Origin of the sequence: Bradyrhizobium sp. UFLA01-814 (assembly GCF_046718885.1) — a bacterium.
GTDB lineage: Bacteria > Pseudomonadota > Alphaproteobacteria > Rhizobiales > Xanthobacteraceae > Bradyrhizobium > Bradyrhizobium elkanii.
The window spans coordinates 15,522-30,854 of record NZ_JAQOSR010000110.1 but is presented as its reverse complement, the minus strand read 5'-3'; the positions used below and the strand labels follow the sequence as shown (position 1 = coordinate 30,854).

Sequence of the window (15,333 nt, the reverse complement as noted above, 5' to 3'; positions counted from 1 at the left end):
GGGTAGGCGCAAGCGTGGGTCCCCGCTGAGCGCTTTCTTAGCCTGAACGAGGCTTCGTTATGCCCAAGAGCATCAACATAGACCACAAACACAGCCGCGCCATCGTTCGAGAGATCGGTGAGAAGTTGCGTACGACGATTGAGCCAGAGCGGGAATTGCCAGCGAACGTCAGAACGCAAATCAACCGGCTCCGCGAATTGGAAGAGCAGTCACCATCAATCCATCCAGCAATCCATCCAGCGGCTGAGCGCTGGGACAAGCCTCGCCGCTGAGCCGCCTTGGCACAGCAGTTCGATCTGATCGTCGTCAGCAAGGGCTTTAGCGCTTTCCTTGGCTGCTGCTTCGTTGAGGCAAAGCAGGTCTATGCGATTGGCGATGCGCCCGTTGGGACCGAGGATATGCGCGGTGTAGCTGCGTATGGTCACCGCCTGCCTTACATCGCGAACAGTGCAATCCCGGTTATGACGATTGGGCAGAGCTCCAGAGCCACTATGTACACGCTGTAAAGCAGGTCGCCGTTCCCCATGTCACATCCGCGTAGAGACCGAACTCTACGCAAAAATTTGGCGACGCTAGAACACCCCAGCCAAGATGAGAGAGGCCGCCAACTGAAGCGGCCTTACTCTGTCGATTTCTTTTCGATGTAGGGATTGACTGCTTCCTCGAAGTCGCGCCGGTCTCCGATGACGGTACTGAACTGGGCGAACACGTCCTGCTGAATGACCCGGAGGCCGCTCTTGCCGGCACCGGGTATCGTAGCTTCCCAATACTCGTCTATGGCCCGCTCTGCCAACGGGACTTGGTTTGGGCGATCAGCTTTCGCAGAATTCCTAAGCAAGCGTCCAAGTGGGGCATGTCCCCATTATACGCATCGTTTCTTTTTAAATTTCAAACTGAGGCACTACCCTCCCGCGACCATAATATCCGTTACCTTGGCGGCTCTAGTTCCCGTGAGGCCAGCCCCGGTCGCGCTCAACTCCTGGTGGGGTGCCACGGGCCTCTTTGCGCAGGCGTTCAGCTTCCGTGCAGGCGTTCTTATCGAGAAGATCAATTTGCTTGGAAAGATGGAGCCCGGTCATGCGCTCCCTCCCTGTTATGCAGGCGGGAGCGCGATTTGTCTCTCAGCCACCGACGCCTACGGGGCAGTGCCTCGGCCGGTGATGTTGGAACAATGATCCCGGCCGGAGATGGTTGCAAGGAACTTGTAACCCGCGAAACCCCGGTGAGAACACCTACGGACCGATCGCATTTGTTGCCGGTAGAACATTCGTTGGAGGTCTAAGCACCCCTACTGAGGACACCGGCTAACCCTCGGTTGCCGGAAGGTTAAACCCAAAACAGGCCACTCCAAAAATCAAACTAGACCACTGCGGAGGGTGCTGTCCTTAGTTGGGACACCCGACGCAACAGATTGGACGGTAAAATTACGGGCAGACGGGACGGCCGCAGCCTGCAATCGTCACTGGCATTTCAGGCCGGTGCAATTGCGGAGAGTGCATTGTCAACATGGTCCGAGGAGGACGAGCAGCGTTTATCGCAGCTGGTACGGAAACAAATTTGACGCTAGGCGAGATCGCTCGGAAGCTTGAGCGAACATCGACCCTTGCCGACGTGACGCTGACCGAGGCGAACCTCCAACGGCTCCCGGCGGGTGGGCCGCGTCAGGAATGCCCACCCGCCGAGCCGCGCCGCCAGACCATGCCGTTGCAGCGGCGCATCGGAAGGCGTTATGGGCCGACGCGGTGGACAATGCCGGCTTGACCCTCGTCCTCGCGAGGGACTGCGGGGGCCGCCGAAACCAGCTTGACGCCGAGCACAGCCGCCGTCTCAAGGTCGGCTCGAGGTATGATCGCCGCGCCATCGTGCATCGCCCGCCAAGTCAATTCCGCCTCTAACCGCTGCGCTGCCAGCCGACTGGCAGATAGCTCGGCCATTTTGCGCTGCCTCTCCTCGTCAGACAACGCGGCGCTATGGTCGCTGACTTCGTCGATCTCGGCGGCAAGCCGTGAAATCAGCGCGTCCTTGTTCATCCTGCGCCTGACGACATGCCGCTGACCGCTGTTGCGACCGCAAGTCCCGGCCGGACAGCTTGCTCTGCTGCATCTTCGCTTGCGCGCGGCCAGCCGAAATAGGCTTGCACTCCGTCTCCCAGAAACTTCGCGACGTGGCCCTCCAGTCGCGCAATCTCTCCCGCCACCGTGTTCGAGTAGGCCCGCATCACCTCGCGCAGCTTCTCGGGATCGAGACGGCAGCTGAGGTCGGTCAAGCCGACGAGGTCGACGAACATGAGCGTGAGCTGTCGGCGCTCCACCGACGCGGGGGGCCGCGCCGCCGCCAGGTCCGCTGGTAGCAAGCCGATTGCATCGAGAAGCTTCCGCCGGTGGCCGACGGCCTGGACTCCTTGAGATCTTCAACCGTCAGGTGGGGCAGGATCTCAAGGTCAATTCCGTTGTCACGGAACGTCTGCTCATAGGATTGCAGGCCCAGGCTGCGCAGCCATTCTCCGATGTCCAACTTCGTCTCCGTAACCCCCCGATGACGTATGCTCTTCCCTTCTTGTCAGGCTGCCGGTCGCTGCGCGGCGGCCGGCCTGACGTTCTGGTTGAGCCGGAACAGGTTGCCGGGATCGTACTTGGCCTTCAGCGCGGCAAGACGAGCGTAGTTCGGGCCGTAGGCGCCGACTACGCGATCGGTCTCATCCTCCGGCATGAAATTGACGTAGACGCCGCCGGTTGCGTGAGGCGCGGTCTCAGTAAAGAGCCTGCGCGCCCAGGCGATCGAACGTTGCTCATCCACCGGATCGCGCCATCGCGTGTGAACGTTCATGACAAACTTCGCATCGCGGTGGGGGAACGCCGTGGCGTCGACGGCCTTGCGACCGGTGGCGCCACCCAGCTGACCCATGAAAATCTCGCACTCCCCGGTCGGCAGGCTTGTCGTATGGCTCACCAGCGTGTCGAGAAGACCGTCGTTGAGCTCAACGAAATTGTGCGACTTCCAGTAATTATAGGCGCCGGGCGTGAGCAGTGGGTCAAACGCGGTCTGCCAAGCCGCGAAGGGCTGCATGCCGATCACGTCAGCGATCGGCTCTCCGAGCGCGCGCAGCGGCTCTAATGCACGCTTGCCCTCGTTCTCATCTCCCGCATAGCAGACGGCGAACGCGACGATCTCCTTGCCGTGAATCTCGGCGGGCAAGAACGGCAGCGGCGGCGCCTGCCTGAGCACCACCCACACTGTCAGTTCGTCGGGCGCCTTGGCGGCGACGTCGCGATAGCCCGCGAGCAGCTCCTTCGCCCGCGCAAAGGGGTGGACGATGAGCCCGGCCAGAACCATCGGACCAACAGGATGCAGGCGGAACTCGAACGAACTCACCACCCCGAAATTGGCTCCGCCTCCGCGCAGCGCCCAGAACAGGTCAGTATTCTCGGCGATGCTTGCCCGGACGAGCTCGCCTTCGGCCGTCACCACGTCGGCCAAGATCAGGTTGTCGGCGGCAAGCCCGAACTTGCGGCTAAGCCACCCGAAGCCGCCGCCCAGCGTCAATCCCGCAACGCCGGTCGTCGAGTTGATCCCGAGCGGGGTGGCGAGGCCGAAAGCTTGCGCCTCCTTGTCGAAGTCGCCAAGCGTTGCCCCCGGGTCCACGCGCGCGGTGCGGTGAAATGGATCAACCCGGACGGAGCGCATCAGCGAAAGATCAATCAACAGCCCGCCGTCACAAACGGCATTGCCCGCAATGTTATGGCCGCCGCCGCGCACGGCGACCAAGAGGCCGTGCTCACGCGCAAGCCGTACGGCACGAATGATGTCTGCGGCCCCCCTGCAGCGCACGACCGCGCCTGGGCGGCGATCGATCATCGCATTCCAGATCGTGCGTGCTTCATCGTAGCCCGGCTCCTCGGCCAGACAAACGTTGCCTCGCAAGGTTTGGCGAAAGGCAGCAATTGCATCGCTTTCAAGCGTAGTCGCCCCGCCCTGCAGCGCGGCCAACCGGATCTCCGTCATGGCATCTCCTCCGTGACTAGTGGTCAGTATTGCAGCAGTCCGCTTCATGCTCTTGGACAGTCGGCAAAGGGGCGACCACCGCCCACGGCTCTTGCAACCTTGACGGCGCAGGATCGCCCGTTGCATGCCGCTCGAATTGCGAACGACAGATTTCCGCCTGGAGGTTACTCCTCCAGCAGATCGAATGGTTCTGCGACAGAGTGTCTCGCAGATGAGGAGCGCCTACAACTCCGCGCGGGTACCGGCAAACGAAACCCAGAAAATCCGGTCCGCAGAGGGAACTTCGGAGTATAGGAACGGATGGAGTCCGCCCTGGCTCCGATTGCTGAAGTCAATTCGCCGGCCGATGTCCGCTTTGCGCCAGCAGCTGCCACTTCTCGCAAGTCAGCTCATGGCCTTCTGAGACATGCGGGGCCGGCCGAACGTCCAGTTTGCGCCAAGAGCTGCCTTCCTTCGACTGTGAGGCTTGGGCCTACCCGGCTCCGACCTTTCTGCACGCTGCAATGCGCCACAATAGTCACCTGGCAGAAGCAGGATGAAAGTCTGACCGCGATTCAGGATAAGTGGATGGTCACAACTTTGGAGAGTGCCCGGCTATGAAAGGAAGCGGAGAACTGCCCCACCCAAACCTACGCCAAACCACGCGGTAGCAGCCGTTCCCACTACGCCCCACTCAATCATTTGGGAAGACGCTTTCGCGTTGATTTTCTAGCACAAATCCTCAACGCTGACGGTCTAATGCCGACGGTATACGCGCCCGTATTTTTTGGTCTTGAGTTCACAGGAAAATTTGCGAGGCTCTGAGGATTGGCACCTTCAGCAAGTATCGAAATCAATCGACGCGCCAGACGTGCACCGAGTCGGAACGGCCTCCTCTTGGGCTTTCGCCGACTTCCAACCGATACCGTCAGCGTCCGCCCCCCGACAAGCCATTGATGGCCCGGTTTGCGCCGATAGCAATCAAGCTCGTGCCGAACCGCATAGCGTTCGATCCACGCGGATCTATCTCTCAACTGATGGCAGCCACTCCTCGAGGGTTACCTCGAATGTCATGCAAATCGGGTTGGAGCCGGCAACGAAAGTCCCTCCGAATACATTTCCGTCAGTATCTGCTACGACACCCGAGAGTGATGCTCTCACAGAGCCGTCGTCCCGCGATCTCACCTCTCCCGCGATGCTCACGATTTCAACTGCGGGACCCCTGATATGTTGGTATGTTTCCTCTCCGGCTGCCAAACATCCGTCGACGAGACTACCCAGAGCGCCACGCACGAACGCATTTCGAAAGCCCTCGGCGAGGCATAGCTTCTCTACACCCTGCACCAGGTCCTCGTTCGGGGCGATTCGAGCATAGGCCACGCGCCCCATAGACCCATTTTCGATCATGTTCATGCTAGTCATTGGCGTGCCCGTGCGGTTGGAGAAGGGAGATATTCGTCTCTGGATCGAATGCTTGACGCAATTCAAAACCGTCGAGCGACGTCACAAGGACCGGGATCGGATTTGATCCTACGACGCATGTTTCAGTCAGGATGTGTCCGCCCTTAATCTCGCCACTTTCAGTTCGAATGGCAGCGTGGCAATGCACCAGCGGCAACTTCTGCAAGTTCTTGCCAAGCGTCGCATTGCCGAAGATCATATAAGCTCGTCCCGCGCCGATGGGATCTGCGTAAGCGATCACGGCTTGCCTTGAGGGGTCGGGCGGCGCTACGCAGTAGTGGAGCCGCTCGAAATAGCCGCCCAGGATGGTCATGGACGCGCTATGTACGCCAACTTTCGCTAATGGTTGGACCAGAGCGTCGAAAAGGCTGAAGCCAGGCTCCAGCGCCAGCCGAAAATGCCGCGCGGACTGAGAGCGCATGCTCTGAATTCTCACAGGATTGAACCGCCCGGGGTGAATGAGCGTCCTCGGACGAGGTATGGCCGATGATGCTCTAGCCGTCATGAATGGCTCTTTGGTCTTTCCAGTATTCATGCTCACCTCGTGACCGGTGCTGATGCGTTAGCTGCACGTGTCAACCCAGCAGGCCGCCAGCGGTGAACCCGCCATCGACAGCGAGCACTTGTCCCGTGACGAAGCTGGACTTACGCTGGTCAAGCAAGAAAATCGCTGCGCCCGCCAGTTCGTCCGGCGTCCCATAACGACCTTGCGGAACGCGACTGATCCACTCAGACCGCGATGCCTCCGAATGCATCTCCTTCACCAGGGGTGTTTCGATCGGCCCCGGCGCGATTGCATTGACGCGAACGCCGCGCGGCGCAAACTCGACGGCCATGATCTGCGTCATCATAATGACGCCGGCCTTGGACGCACCATAGGCAACGCGACGGGCGTTGCCGCGGATGCCAGAAACGGAAGCGATGTTCACGATCGCGCCGCAGCCGCGGGACTGCATTCGCCGCGCGGCCTCACGTGCCGTTACAAAGCTTCCCACCAGGTTGATGTTGACGATCTTGCGAAACAGTTCGGCGCTGGTCTCCAATGCCGGAAGCTCGCGACCGATGCCGGCGGAGTTCACTACACCATCGAGCACGCCGAACTCCCTTTCGCACCCATCGATCGCTGCCGCAACGGCGGTCTCGTCGGCCACGTCAAACTTCTCGAACCTGGTACGGTCGGCAAATGGCTCGAATCTGGCGCGGGCCTGCTCCAGGCTGCCGTCAGCGACGTCGGCTATCACCGCACGCCAACCTGCCACGAGAACAGCCTCGGCGATCGCCAGTCCGATACCCGAAGCACCGCCCGTGATCAGAATTGTCTGCTGCATTTGTCGGTCCCGTTCTATTCAATGATCGATGGCGATCAACGGTCAATCGAAAGACCGTGAACCTCCACGCACGCCGCTCACCATCAGGGGTTCGCTCATGCAACCGTCTGCGGCAATCGCACGGGCTCCAGAACGCCGCTCGCGCGGAGCTCCTCCTTGATGATTTTCTTGCTGATCTTTCCGTAGCCAGACTTCGGCAATTCCGCCCAGAAGACGACTTGCTTCGGAATTTTGTAGCGAGCGACTTTACCTTCTGCCCATGCAAGCAGACCGGATTCGGTGAGTTCCGTGCCTGGCGCGAGCACGCAGACGGCCACCCCGACTTCGCCCCAGGTCTGGTCAGACACACCCACCACCGCCACTTCAGCAATCGCCGGGTGCGTTAGCAGTTTTTCCTCAATCTCGCGCGGATAGACGTTCGAGCCCCCCGAGATGTACATGTCGGAAGCCCGACCCGTAATATACAAGAAGCCTTCGTCATCCATGTGGCCGAGATCCCCCGTCCGAAACCAGCCGTCGCGGAACGCTTTCGCATTAGCTTCGGCATTGTCGTAGTAGCCCGCGAAGACTGCCGGCCCGCAAACGCAAATCTCGCCGGTCGAGGCCGCGGGCAGTTCGCGCCCATCGTTGCCCTGAATCGAGATCTGCATGCCGGTGCGCGCGTAACCGCAAGTACCGATCCGCGCGCCGTCATGATCTTCGAGATCGTGAAGCTCCGGCGGCAATACGGTGATATTGCCGGTAACCTCGCCCAGCCCGAAGTACTGCACCAGCACCTTGCCCAGCCGGTGCAGCGCGAGCTTCTGATCCTCGCGATACATAGGCGCGCCGGCGTATATTACGTAGCGAAGCGACGAATGGTCATGCGACGCCAGCGACGGGTGCTCTACCAGCATCTTCAGGATGGTTGGCACGGTGAACATGTTCGTGACATTCCAGCGCTCGACCAGGCGCCAGGCTTCATCGACATCGAAGCGTTCGCTTGCCAACAGGACCGTCTTCACGCCGCGCGCGACTTGAACCAGCTGATGGATACCGGCGCCATGCGACAATGGCGCCACCACCAGCGAAGCATCGCGCGGGGTGGTCGCCGGCATCAGATCGCAGAGGTGATTGGTTACGACGAATGCCATTTGGCCGTGGGTCAGCACAGCCGCCTTCGGCCGGCCTGTTGTGCCGGACGTGAAGAAGAACCAGCACGGGTCGTCATGTTCGACCGCGGCCTCGGTGACGGCGACGCCCTTATGACGGCGCACGAGCTCGTCATAATCCTCTCCAAAGCTCGACGCACCGATTGAAACCGGAAACCGGATACTCGGCGCTGCAGCGCGTGCCGCGGCCGCATGATCGGGGAAATCGCTGTGGCAGATCATGGCTGCCGCCCCGCTCGCTCTCCCGAGACATGCAACTTCCTCCGGGGTTTGCCGAAAGTTCGTCGGGACCCACACCGCGCCGACACGAAAGCAGGCGAACATCGACTCAAACATCTGGTTGCAGTTCTTCGATTGCACCAGCACCCGATCGCCCTTCCCCACCCCTCGGGCGGAGAGGGCCGCGGCCATCGCATCAATCCGGCGATCAAGCTCCTGCCACGTCCAGGTGGCCTCGCCCCAAACCAGCCCGATCCCGGCGGGCTGACTGCGCGCCGCTTGCCGCACGAGATGCGCGAGGTTCATCACCCGCTTCGACACGGGAGCGACACCACCATATGGTGCAGACGCGTTCGTCATTTCGCGCGCTCCAGGATCGAGACATAGTTGGCGACCGCGGCGCCGCCCATGTTGAACACGCCAGCGAGATCGGCGCCGCCAATCTGCATGTCGCCAGCCTCATTCATCAGCTGCAAGCAGGCCATCACATGCATGGAGACGCCGGTCGCGCCGACCGGATGCCCCTTTGACTTCAGTCCCCCGGACGGATTGACGGGCAGCCTTCCGCCTTTCTCCGCAATCCCCTCGCGCACCACACGGAATCCTTCGCCGGGTACCGCGAGCCCCATCGCCTCATATTCAATGAGTTCGGCTATGGTGAAGCAGTCGTGAGTCTCGACGAGGCTAAGATCGTCGAGGGTCGCACCCGCCTCCCGGCGCGCCTTCTCCCAGGCGAGCCGCGCCCCCTGGAATGCGATCGGATCACGCCGCGACAACGGCAGAATGTCATTAACCTGCTGGCGTGCGCGGAAGCGTACAGCGCGCGCGAGCTTCGCGGCGGTCTCCTCTTCAGCGATCACCAGCGCTGCCGCACCATCGGAAACCAGCGAGCAGTCGGTGCGCCGCAATGGCGCCGCCACAAAGGGATTCTTGTCGCTGACGGTGTTGCAGAAAGTGTATCCAAAGTCGCGCCGCATTTGCGCGAATGGATTGCCTACACCATTCCTGTGGTTCTTGGCGGCAATATGGGCGAGTTCATCGCTGCGATCGCCGTATCGCTGGAAATAGTTCTGCGCGATACGGCCGAACACACCGGCAAAGCCACCGGCAATGCCGGCCTCCTCCTTCCGGTATGAGGCGCTGAGCAGAATGTCACCGGTCTCCGCGGTGGGCCTGGCCGTCATCTTTTCGGCGCCGACGACCAGCGCGATGCGACCACGACCACAGTCAACAAAATCGAGGGCGGCATAGAGTGCTGCCGAACCGGTCGCGCAGGCGTTCTCGACGTGAGTGGCGGGCACATACGCGAGCTCCGGAAGCGCCAACGCCACCTGCGCACCCTCGAAACCTTGTTTGGAGAATCCGTTGTTCATGACGCCGACGAAGATGCCGTCGACGTCGCTGGCTGTGATCTCCGCATGGTCCAGTGCGGCGCCCGAAACGCGTGCGATAAGGCTTTCCACATCCGGATCCTCGAGCTTTCCGAATGGCGTGTGGGTCCACCCAACGATACAGGCGCGCGTCATGATTGTTTTCCGCAGATTGATGAGGCTTTGATCATTTGAGGAAGCCGATGGATAACCAGGGCACCGCAGCGATTACAGCAGTCCCGATCAAGAGCGCCAGCATGTAGGCCCAGATCGCCTTCATGCCTTCGTGGGGCTCGATGCGGGCGATTGCGCAGGCAGCGTAGTAGCCGACCCCGAACGGCGGCGCGAAGAGGCCAATCCCCATGGCCAGGATGACCACCATCGCGTAATGCACCTCGTGAATGCCCACGGCCTTGGCGATGGGAAACAACAGAGGACCGAACAGGACGATGGCGGGAATCCCCTCCAACACCGAGCCAAGCAGGATGAAGGCGAAGATCGACACGACCAGAAAGGTCATAGCACCGCCGGGAAGACCGGTCATCGCCGTCGCGAGCGAGCGCGAGAATCCAGACTGAGTGAGGCCCCAAGCCATGCCGGTCGCGGTGCCTATGATCAGCAGAATCGCCCCGGAGAGGCAGGCGGTGTCGACCAGCATCGGCCCAAGCCTGTTCCAATCGAACTGCCGATAAATCAGAAGACCCGCGACCACCGCATAGACGACGCCGATCGTCGACACCTCGGTTGCGGTCGCAATCCCCTCCACCACCGCAGCGCGGATGACGAACGGCAGCGCCAGTGCGGGCAACGCTACAAGGAAGGCGCGGCCGATCTCGCGCCAGCCCGAACGTTTCACGGAGCCAGGGTCCTCGCGGCGATATCGACGATGCACGACGAAGCCAAGCGCGATGGCGAGCACGATACCGGGCAACAAACCACCGGTGAACAGCGCGGCGATTGATACGCCGGTGACGGAACCGATCGTAATAAGCACGAGGCTTGGTGGCACAGTTTCGGTCTGCGCCCCGGTGGTCGACAGCAAGGCGACAAGGTCTCCAGGCTTGGCCCCGCGCTTGATCATCTCCGGGAACAGCACGGGAGCGACCGCTGCCATGTCGGCAGCCTTGGAACCAGAGATGCCGGAGACCAGATACATGGCCCCTATCAGGACGTAGTGCAGTCCGCCCCGGACATGGCCCAGGAGGGTTGCGAGGAAGGCCACCATCGCCCGCGCCATGCCGGTCATCTCCATGAGAAGACCGAGAAACACAAACAGCGGCACCGCCAGCAGGATCAGATGCGACATCCCTTCGTCCATGCGGCCGACAAGGACCATCGGGGGCGTGTGCGTCGTTAACGTGAGATAGCCGAACACGGCCAGCCCGAACGCGAATGCGATCGGCACACCAGCGAAGACCGCGGCCATGACGACGCCCACGAAGAATATGATCAGGTTGAGATTTCCGAGCTGCTGAAACAGCGATTCAGAAAGCCAGAACGCCCCGACAATCAGGGCAACAGCACCGAGCGCCGCCCCGACCATCTTCGGCGACCCCACTCGTGCAAGCCGAAGCAGAGCGAACACCGCCATAAGGGCCGTGCCGACCGGCAATGCGGCCGCGCGCCAGGAATTGGCGATCTCCAGGGCAGGCGTGGTGATATACGCCTCCTCCATGGCATATTCGCAGGCCGGCCTTGCCACCATGAGCAGGAAGGCCAGCGCCGCTCCGGTCGCGAACACGTCCAGAAATGCGCGCTGCGTGGCCGCCATCTTGTTGACAAGCGCGGTCATGCGCATGTGCTCGTTGCGGCGGAAGGCGATCACCGATCCGAGCATTGCGAGCCAGAGGAACAGGATCGACGCGAGTTCATCGGACCAGACCAGCGGCCGTTGAACCCCGTATCTGGCAACTACGCCCGCAAACAGGATTACTATCTCGGCGAACACCAGCAGTGCCGCTGCGAGCTCGACCCCACCCCCGAGCAGTGCCTCAAGCACACCCAATCGCGGCGACCTGACTGTGCATCCTCGCATCGTCAGGCCGCTTCCGGCCTCGTCGGTCTGGATCATCGCACTCAAGAGAGCCGCCCTGCCGATTTTTCCAGGATGTCCCAGGCCTCGTTCCCGAAAGCGGTCTTCCATTTCGAATAGAACCCGGCCTTCGTCAGGGCCTCGCGGAAAGCGGGATAAGAAGTCGTATTGAAGGACATTCCCTTCTTCTCGAGTTCTTGCCTCAGGCTATCGTTGAGCCGTTCGGTGTCGGCCCGCTCGTCCATAATCGCCTTCGTGAGCTCGTCGCGGACAATATCCTGGAGTGGAGCGGGCAATCGCTGCCACGCGGTTCGATTCCCGGTCATCCAGAATCCGTCCCACATGTGGTTGGTCAGCGAGCAATATTTCTGAACCTCATAGATTCGCGACGTGAACAGGGTCGCCAGTGCGTTCTCCATTCCGTCCACGATCTTCGTCTGCAAGGCGCCGTAAACCTCATTGAAGTTGATACTTGCCGGCGAGGCACCAAGCGCCTCGAAGAGCGACGTCCATAGCTTCGCGACCGGGACACGAACCTTGAAGCCGGCGAAATCTGCCGGCGTCGCGATCGGCTTTGTGCCTGTCGTCGTCTGGCGGAACCCGTTGTCCCAGACGTGGTCGAATGCAACGAGGCCAGCCTTTTCGATGGCGGACTTGATGTGCTTACCCAGCGCACCGTCCATCGCGCCCCATACTTGCCTGTAGTCTGCAAATGCAAAGCCGACGCCGCTGATGGCTGCCACCGGCACAAAGCCGCCCAGGATTACGCCCGACATCGCGACGAACTCCGTTGCGCCGCTGCGCACCTGAGAGATCATATCGGTCTGACCGCCGAGTTGATTGCTCGGAAAGACGCCGAGCTCCACTCGCCCCGATGACCTTTCTGAAATCCGTTTTGCGGCCTCCAGCGCGCGTACATTCATGGGATGATCGGGTGTCAAGTCATGACCGAACTTGATGTTGAACTCCGCCGCACGTGCCCGACTGGACAAGATCATCGGCCCCAAAGCGGCGGTCGAAGCAAGCGAGCCCAGAACTACTCTGCGATTCAACATGACACCCTCCCGGTTTTAACGAGTTGCTCTCGTTGGCTTTCCCTAAAAAATGCTTTGAATGCCTTGACCAACTGCTCCGGCTGCTCTTCCGGTATCCAGTGGCCCGCCCCCTCAACGACTCCGCCCCGAACATCGCGGGCAACCCGCCGTAGAGACTCGACGACTTCCAGCCCGCGTCCCCATGAGCAAGCTCCGCCAAGAGCCAGTACCGGCATCTGGAGCTTTGGACTTTTGCGGTTATCGAGGCTGTCGCGTTCGAGCGCGCGGTAGTATTCAAACCCGGCGCGCAACGCTCCCGGCATGCGGTAGGTCCTGAGGTACTCTGCGACGTCGTCCGGAGAAACAGCGGTCGGCGTCGCGCCGAAGTTGCGGAAGAACCACTCGAGATACACGTCCTCTCGCCCCGCGGTCAGGGCTTCGGGCAAATCTCTTGTTGCGTGAAAGCCGTGATGCCAACGCTTGCCCGACTGGCTGAAGTTCGTAGTCCCATCGCCAGGAATAGTTACATCGAGAATGGCAAGACGCGTTACCGCGTCCGGGTGTGCGACGGCGAGCGCGTAGGCGACAGGCCCTCCCCAATCGTGGCCCACCAGGTAAAAGGACCGCAATTCGAGGTCACGGCTGACGACCCGCCAGACATCGTCGGCAACCGTCCGCTTGTCATATCCAGAGACCGGTCGGGACGAATCTCCGAGACCACGAAGGTCCGGGGCGATGACAAAATACTGGCCGGCCAGGTCATCAATTACATAGCGCCACGTGTACCAGGTCTGCGGCCATCCATGCAGCAGGACCAACGGCGGCCCGGAACCAGCGGTGACATAGTGAATGCGGACGTCTCCCAGTTCCGCTTCATGATGTGTCACGTCCGCCACTTGTCGCTCCCTGGCTGTCCATCCTGACCGGCGCCGCAGCCCGTCGGGACGATCCGGCGTTTTATAATGTTTTTATAACATGTCACAAATCGCGCGATCGGTCAACCGCCCGTTTGGGCTAATTTCTCGGTCGCCTGGAAATCGAGATCAACGAGCCTCCGGCGACCTCATCGATTCTCGAGCCGCTGCGCTTGGGGAGCGAATTTCGAGAATGTGGACTGAAGGCGCGGGCCGATGCTCCTCAGAGAACCAGTTGCTGAAAGATCGCTCTTGCGAGCGGCAGCTTTTTTGTGACATATCATAGTGGTTGATATGCTTTGATTCCCCCTTTGCGAAGGCACCAGCATTGGCCAGAGGACGAAAGAGCGCTTCCGAACGGCGTGCCCTGACAGGCGCCCTCACCGACGAGCGCGCCATTTCCGGACTGAAGAATTCTCAGGCGATACTCCCGGGGCTCGCCCGATCGCGATCGGAGTCGCATCAGGCCGAAGAGGCCCGTCGAAGACTTGAGGAAATGATCGTCACGCTGGAATTGAAGCCGGGGACCGTTTGGTCTGAAACTGAGTTGAGCGAAAGACTGGAGCTGGGCCGCACTCCAGTACGTGAGGCGCTAAAGCGCCTGGAAGCCGAGCATCTCGTCGAAATTGTTCCGCGAAGCGGAGCAAAAGTGACGCAAGTCGATGTCATGCAACAGATCCTCATGCTGGAAATGCGCCGGGAACTGGAGCGCCTGATTGCTGTATCCGCTTCGCGGCGGGCAACTCCGGAGGAGCGCAACAAGTGCGTCCAGATTGCGCGCTATTTTGAAGGAATGCGCGACATAAACGTCATGGAATTCTTGCGCTATCACTATGAAGCGAAGCGGTTTCTCGCGGAATGCGCGCGGAATCCGTTTGCGGCAGCAGCGATCGTCCCCTGCCATGCGATGGCACGTCGCTTCTACTATCTCCACAACAGGGTCATACATGACGTACCTGTGGCGGCCAAACTCCACGCCAATGTGTTTGAAGCTGTGGCGCTTGGCGATGAACAGCGCGCGGCGGACGCTTCGGACAAGCTGATGGACTATGCCGATGAGTTGACCCGGCGAACGGTGCTGACTCGCTCTTGAAATCCGGAACGGGAAAGATTGTTTCGCGATGACTAATATAGTGCTTGTCCCCGGGGGGTGGCAGGGCGGCTGGCGCAATACAACGATTGCGCAAAAGCTTCGCGCGCAGGGCTATCACGTCGTTACGCCGACGCTGACGGGCCTGGGGGAAAGGGTTCACCTTGCCAATTCGAGTATCAATCTCGATACACATATCGAGGACGTCGCAAACGTCCTTCGATTTGAAGATTTGACGGATGTTATCCTTTGCGGGCACAGCTACGCGGGGATGGTCATCAGCGGAGTTGCCGACAAGATGTCCGAGCGGATTTCGGCTCTCGTGTACATAGATGCCTTCGTGCCGAAAGATGGAGACTCCTGGTGGGATCTGGCCGGAGACAATTATCGGCATCTCGCACTTGAAAGATCGGAACTGGATGGATTTCGGGTTGCGCCGCCCGCACACATGGATCCCCGATGTACCCCCCATCCGTTCGCCTGCTTTCGCCAGGCGATACGCCTATGCGATCGATGGAAGAGCGTGAAGGAAAAAGTCTTCATTTATGCTACCGGCTGGAAGGACACTCCGTTTACTCCGACCTACGAAGCCCTGCTTAAAGATCCGGAGTGGACGGTCAAATCGTTCGCTTGCGGGCACAATGTTGTGAGAGAGAATCCGGAGGAGCTTGTAGCGTTGATAACTGGCTTGAGGGTCTCTCAGCGCGCAAGGCAAACTGAGGGCACCCGAATACTCTAGCCGGTCTATTGCTT

At 60.6% G+C, this 15,333-nt stretch carries 15 protein-coding genes; 2 read left to right on the top strand and 13 right to left on the bottom strand.

Annotated features, from left to right (window positions below; all coding sequences use genetic code 11):
• Positions 1-215 precede the first annotated feature (215 nt).
• The 13 genes from PMN64_RS28440 to PMN64_RS28380 form a co-directional block, all read right to left on the bottom strand.
• The gene (locus tag PMN64_RS28440; protein ID WP_157341682.1) at positions 216-425 is read right to left on the bottom strand and encodes a hypothetical protein; all 210 of its coding nucleotides are present in this window, start codon (positions 423-425) and stop codon (positions 216-218) included.
• 1,302 nt (positions 426-1,727) lie between these two features.
• Entirely contained in the window at positions 1,728-2,030 is a 303-nt protein-coding gene (locus tag PMN64_RS28435; protein ID WP_157341686.1) for a hypothetical protein, read from the bottom strand.
• Complete coding sequence (locus PMN64_RS28430; protein ID WP_411783053.1) at positions 2,027-2,287, bottom strand: adenylate/guanylate cyclase domain-containing protein; 261 nt, start codon at positions 2,285-2,287, stop codon at positions 2,027-2,029. The genes PMN64_RS28435 and PMN64_RS28430 overlap by 4 nt, the downstream gene beginning before the upstream one ends.
• Positions 2,263-2,514 carry an SAM domain-containing protein gene (locus PMN64_RS28425; RefSeq protein WP_411783052.1) on the bottom strand — a complete coding sequence of 84 codons (252 nt, stop codon included), beginning with the start codon at positions 2,512-2,514 and terminating at the stop codon, positions 2,263-2,265. The genes PMN64_RS28430 and PMN64_RS28425 overlap by 25 nt, the downstream gene beginning before the upstream one ends.
• A gap of 45 nt (positions 2,515-2,559) precedes the next feature.
• Positions 2,560-4,002 carry an FAD-binding oxidoreductase gene (locus tag PMN64_RS28420; RefSeq protein WP_157341688.1) on the bottom strand — a complete coding sequence of 481 codons (1,443 nt, stop codon included), beginning with the start codon at positions 4,000-4,002 and terminating at the stop codon, positions 2,560-2,562.
• A gap of 1,002 nt (positions 4,003-5,004) precedes the next feature.
• A complete protein-coding gene (locus PMN64_RS28415; RefSeq protein WP_411783057.1) occupies positions 5,005-5,370 on the bottom strand; it encodes a PPC domain-containing DNA-binding protein in 366 nt (121 codons plus the stop codon).
• A 25-nt stretch (positions 5,371-5,395) separates the two neighbouring features.
• Positions 5,396-5,863 carry a PPC domain-containing DNA-binding protein gene (locus PMN64_RS28410; RefSeq protein ID WP_411783051.1) on the bottom strand — a complete coding sequence of 156 codons (468 nt, stop codon included), beginning with the start codon at positions 5,861-5,863 and terminating at the stop codon, positions 5,396-5,398.
• A 154-nt stretch (positions 5,864-6,017) separates the two neighbouring features.
• Positions 6,018-6,770 carry an SDR family NAD(P)-dependent oxidoreductase gene (locus PMN64_RS28405; protein ID WP_411783050.1) on the bottom strand — a complete coding sequence of 251 codons (753 nt, stop codon included), beginning with the start codon at positions 6,768-6,770 and terminating at the stop codon, positions 6,018-6,020.
• A gap of 95 nt (positions 6,771-6,865) precedes the next feature.
• Positions 6,866-8,500: an acyl-CoA synthetase gene (locus PMN64_RS28400; RefSeq protein ID WP_411783049.1), complete on the bottom strand. Its 1,635-nt coding sequence runs from the start codon at positions 8,498-8,500 to the stop codon at positions 6,866-6,868.
• A complete protein-coding gene (locus PMN64_RS28395; protein WP_411783048.1) occupies positions 8,497-9,666 on the bottom strand; it encodes an acetyl-CoA acetyltransferase in 1,170 nt (389 codons plus the stop codon). Before PMN64_RS28395 ends, PMN64_RS28400 begins: the two co-directional genes overlap by 4 nt.
• Before the next feature lie 31 nt (positions 9,667-9,697).
• A complete protein-coding gene (locus PMN64_RS28390) occupies positions 9,698-11,545 on the bottom strand; it encodes a TRAP transporter large permease subunit (RefSeq protein WP_411783056.1) in 1,848 nt (615 codons plus the stop codon).
• 41 nt (positions 11,546-11,586) lie between these two features.
• On the bottom strand, positions 11,587-12,597 hold the full coding sequence (locus PMN64_RS28385) for a TRAP transporter substrate-binding protein (protein ID WP_411783047.1): 1,011 nt from the start codon (positions 12,595-12,597) through the stop codon (positions 11,587-11,589).
• Positions 12,591-13,511, bottom strand: a complete 921-nt coding sequence (locus tag PMN64_RS28380; protein ID WP_411783055.1) for an alpha/beta fold hydrolase — start codon at positions 13,509-13,511, stop codon at positions 12,591-12,593. The genes PMN64_RS28385 and PMN64_RS28380 overlap by 7 nt, the downstream gene beginning before the upstream one ends.
• Before the next feature lie 268 nt (positions 13,512-13,779).
• On the opposite strand from PMN64_RS28380, the gene PMN64_RS28375 reads away from it, so the two are divergent.
• Together PMN64_RS28375 and PMN64_RS28370 are read left to right on the top strand one after the other, a co-directional pair.
• The gene (locus tag PMN64_RS28375) at positions 13,780-14,583 is read left to right on the top strand and encodes a GntR family transcriptional regulator (RefSeq protein ID WP_411783046.1); all 804 of its coding nucleotides are present in this window, start codon (positions 13,780-13,782) and stop codon (positions 14,581-14,583) included.
• Positions 14,584-14,611: 28 nt separating this feature from the next.
• Positions 14,612-15,319, top strand: a complete 708-nt coding sequence (locus PMN64_RS28370) for an alpha/beta fold hydrolase (protein ID WP_411783045.1) — start codon at positions 14,612-14,614, stop codon at positions 15,317-15,319.
• Positions 15,320-15,333: the final 14 nt, after the last annotated feature.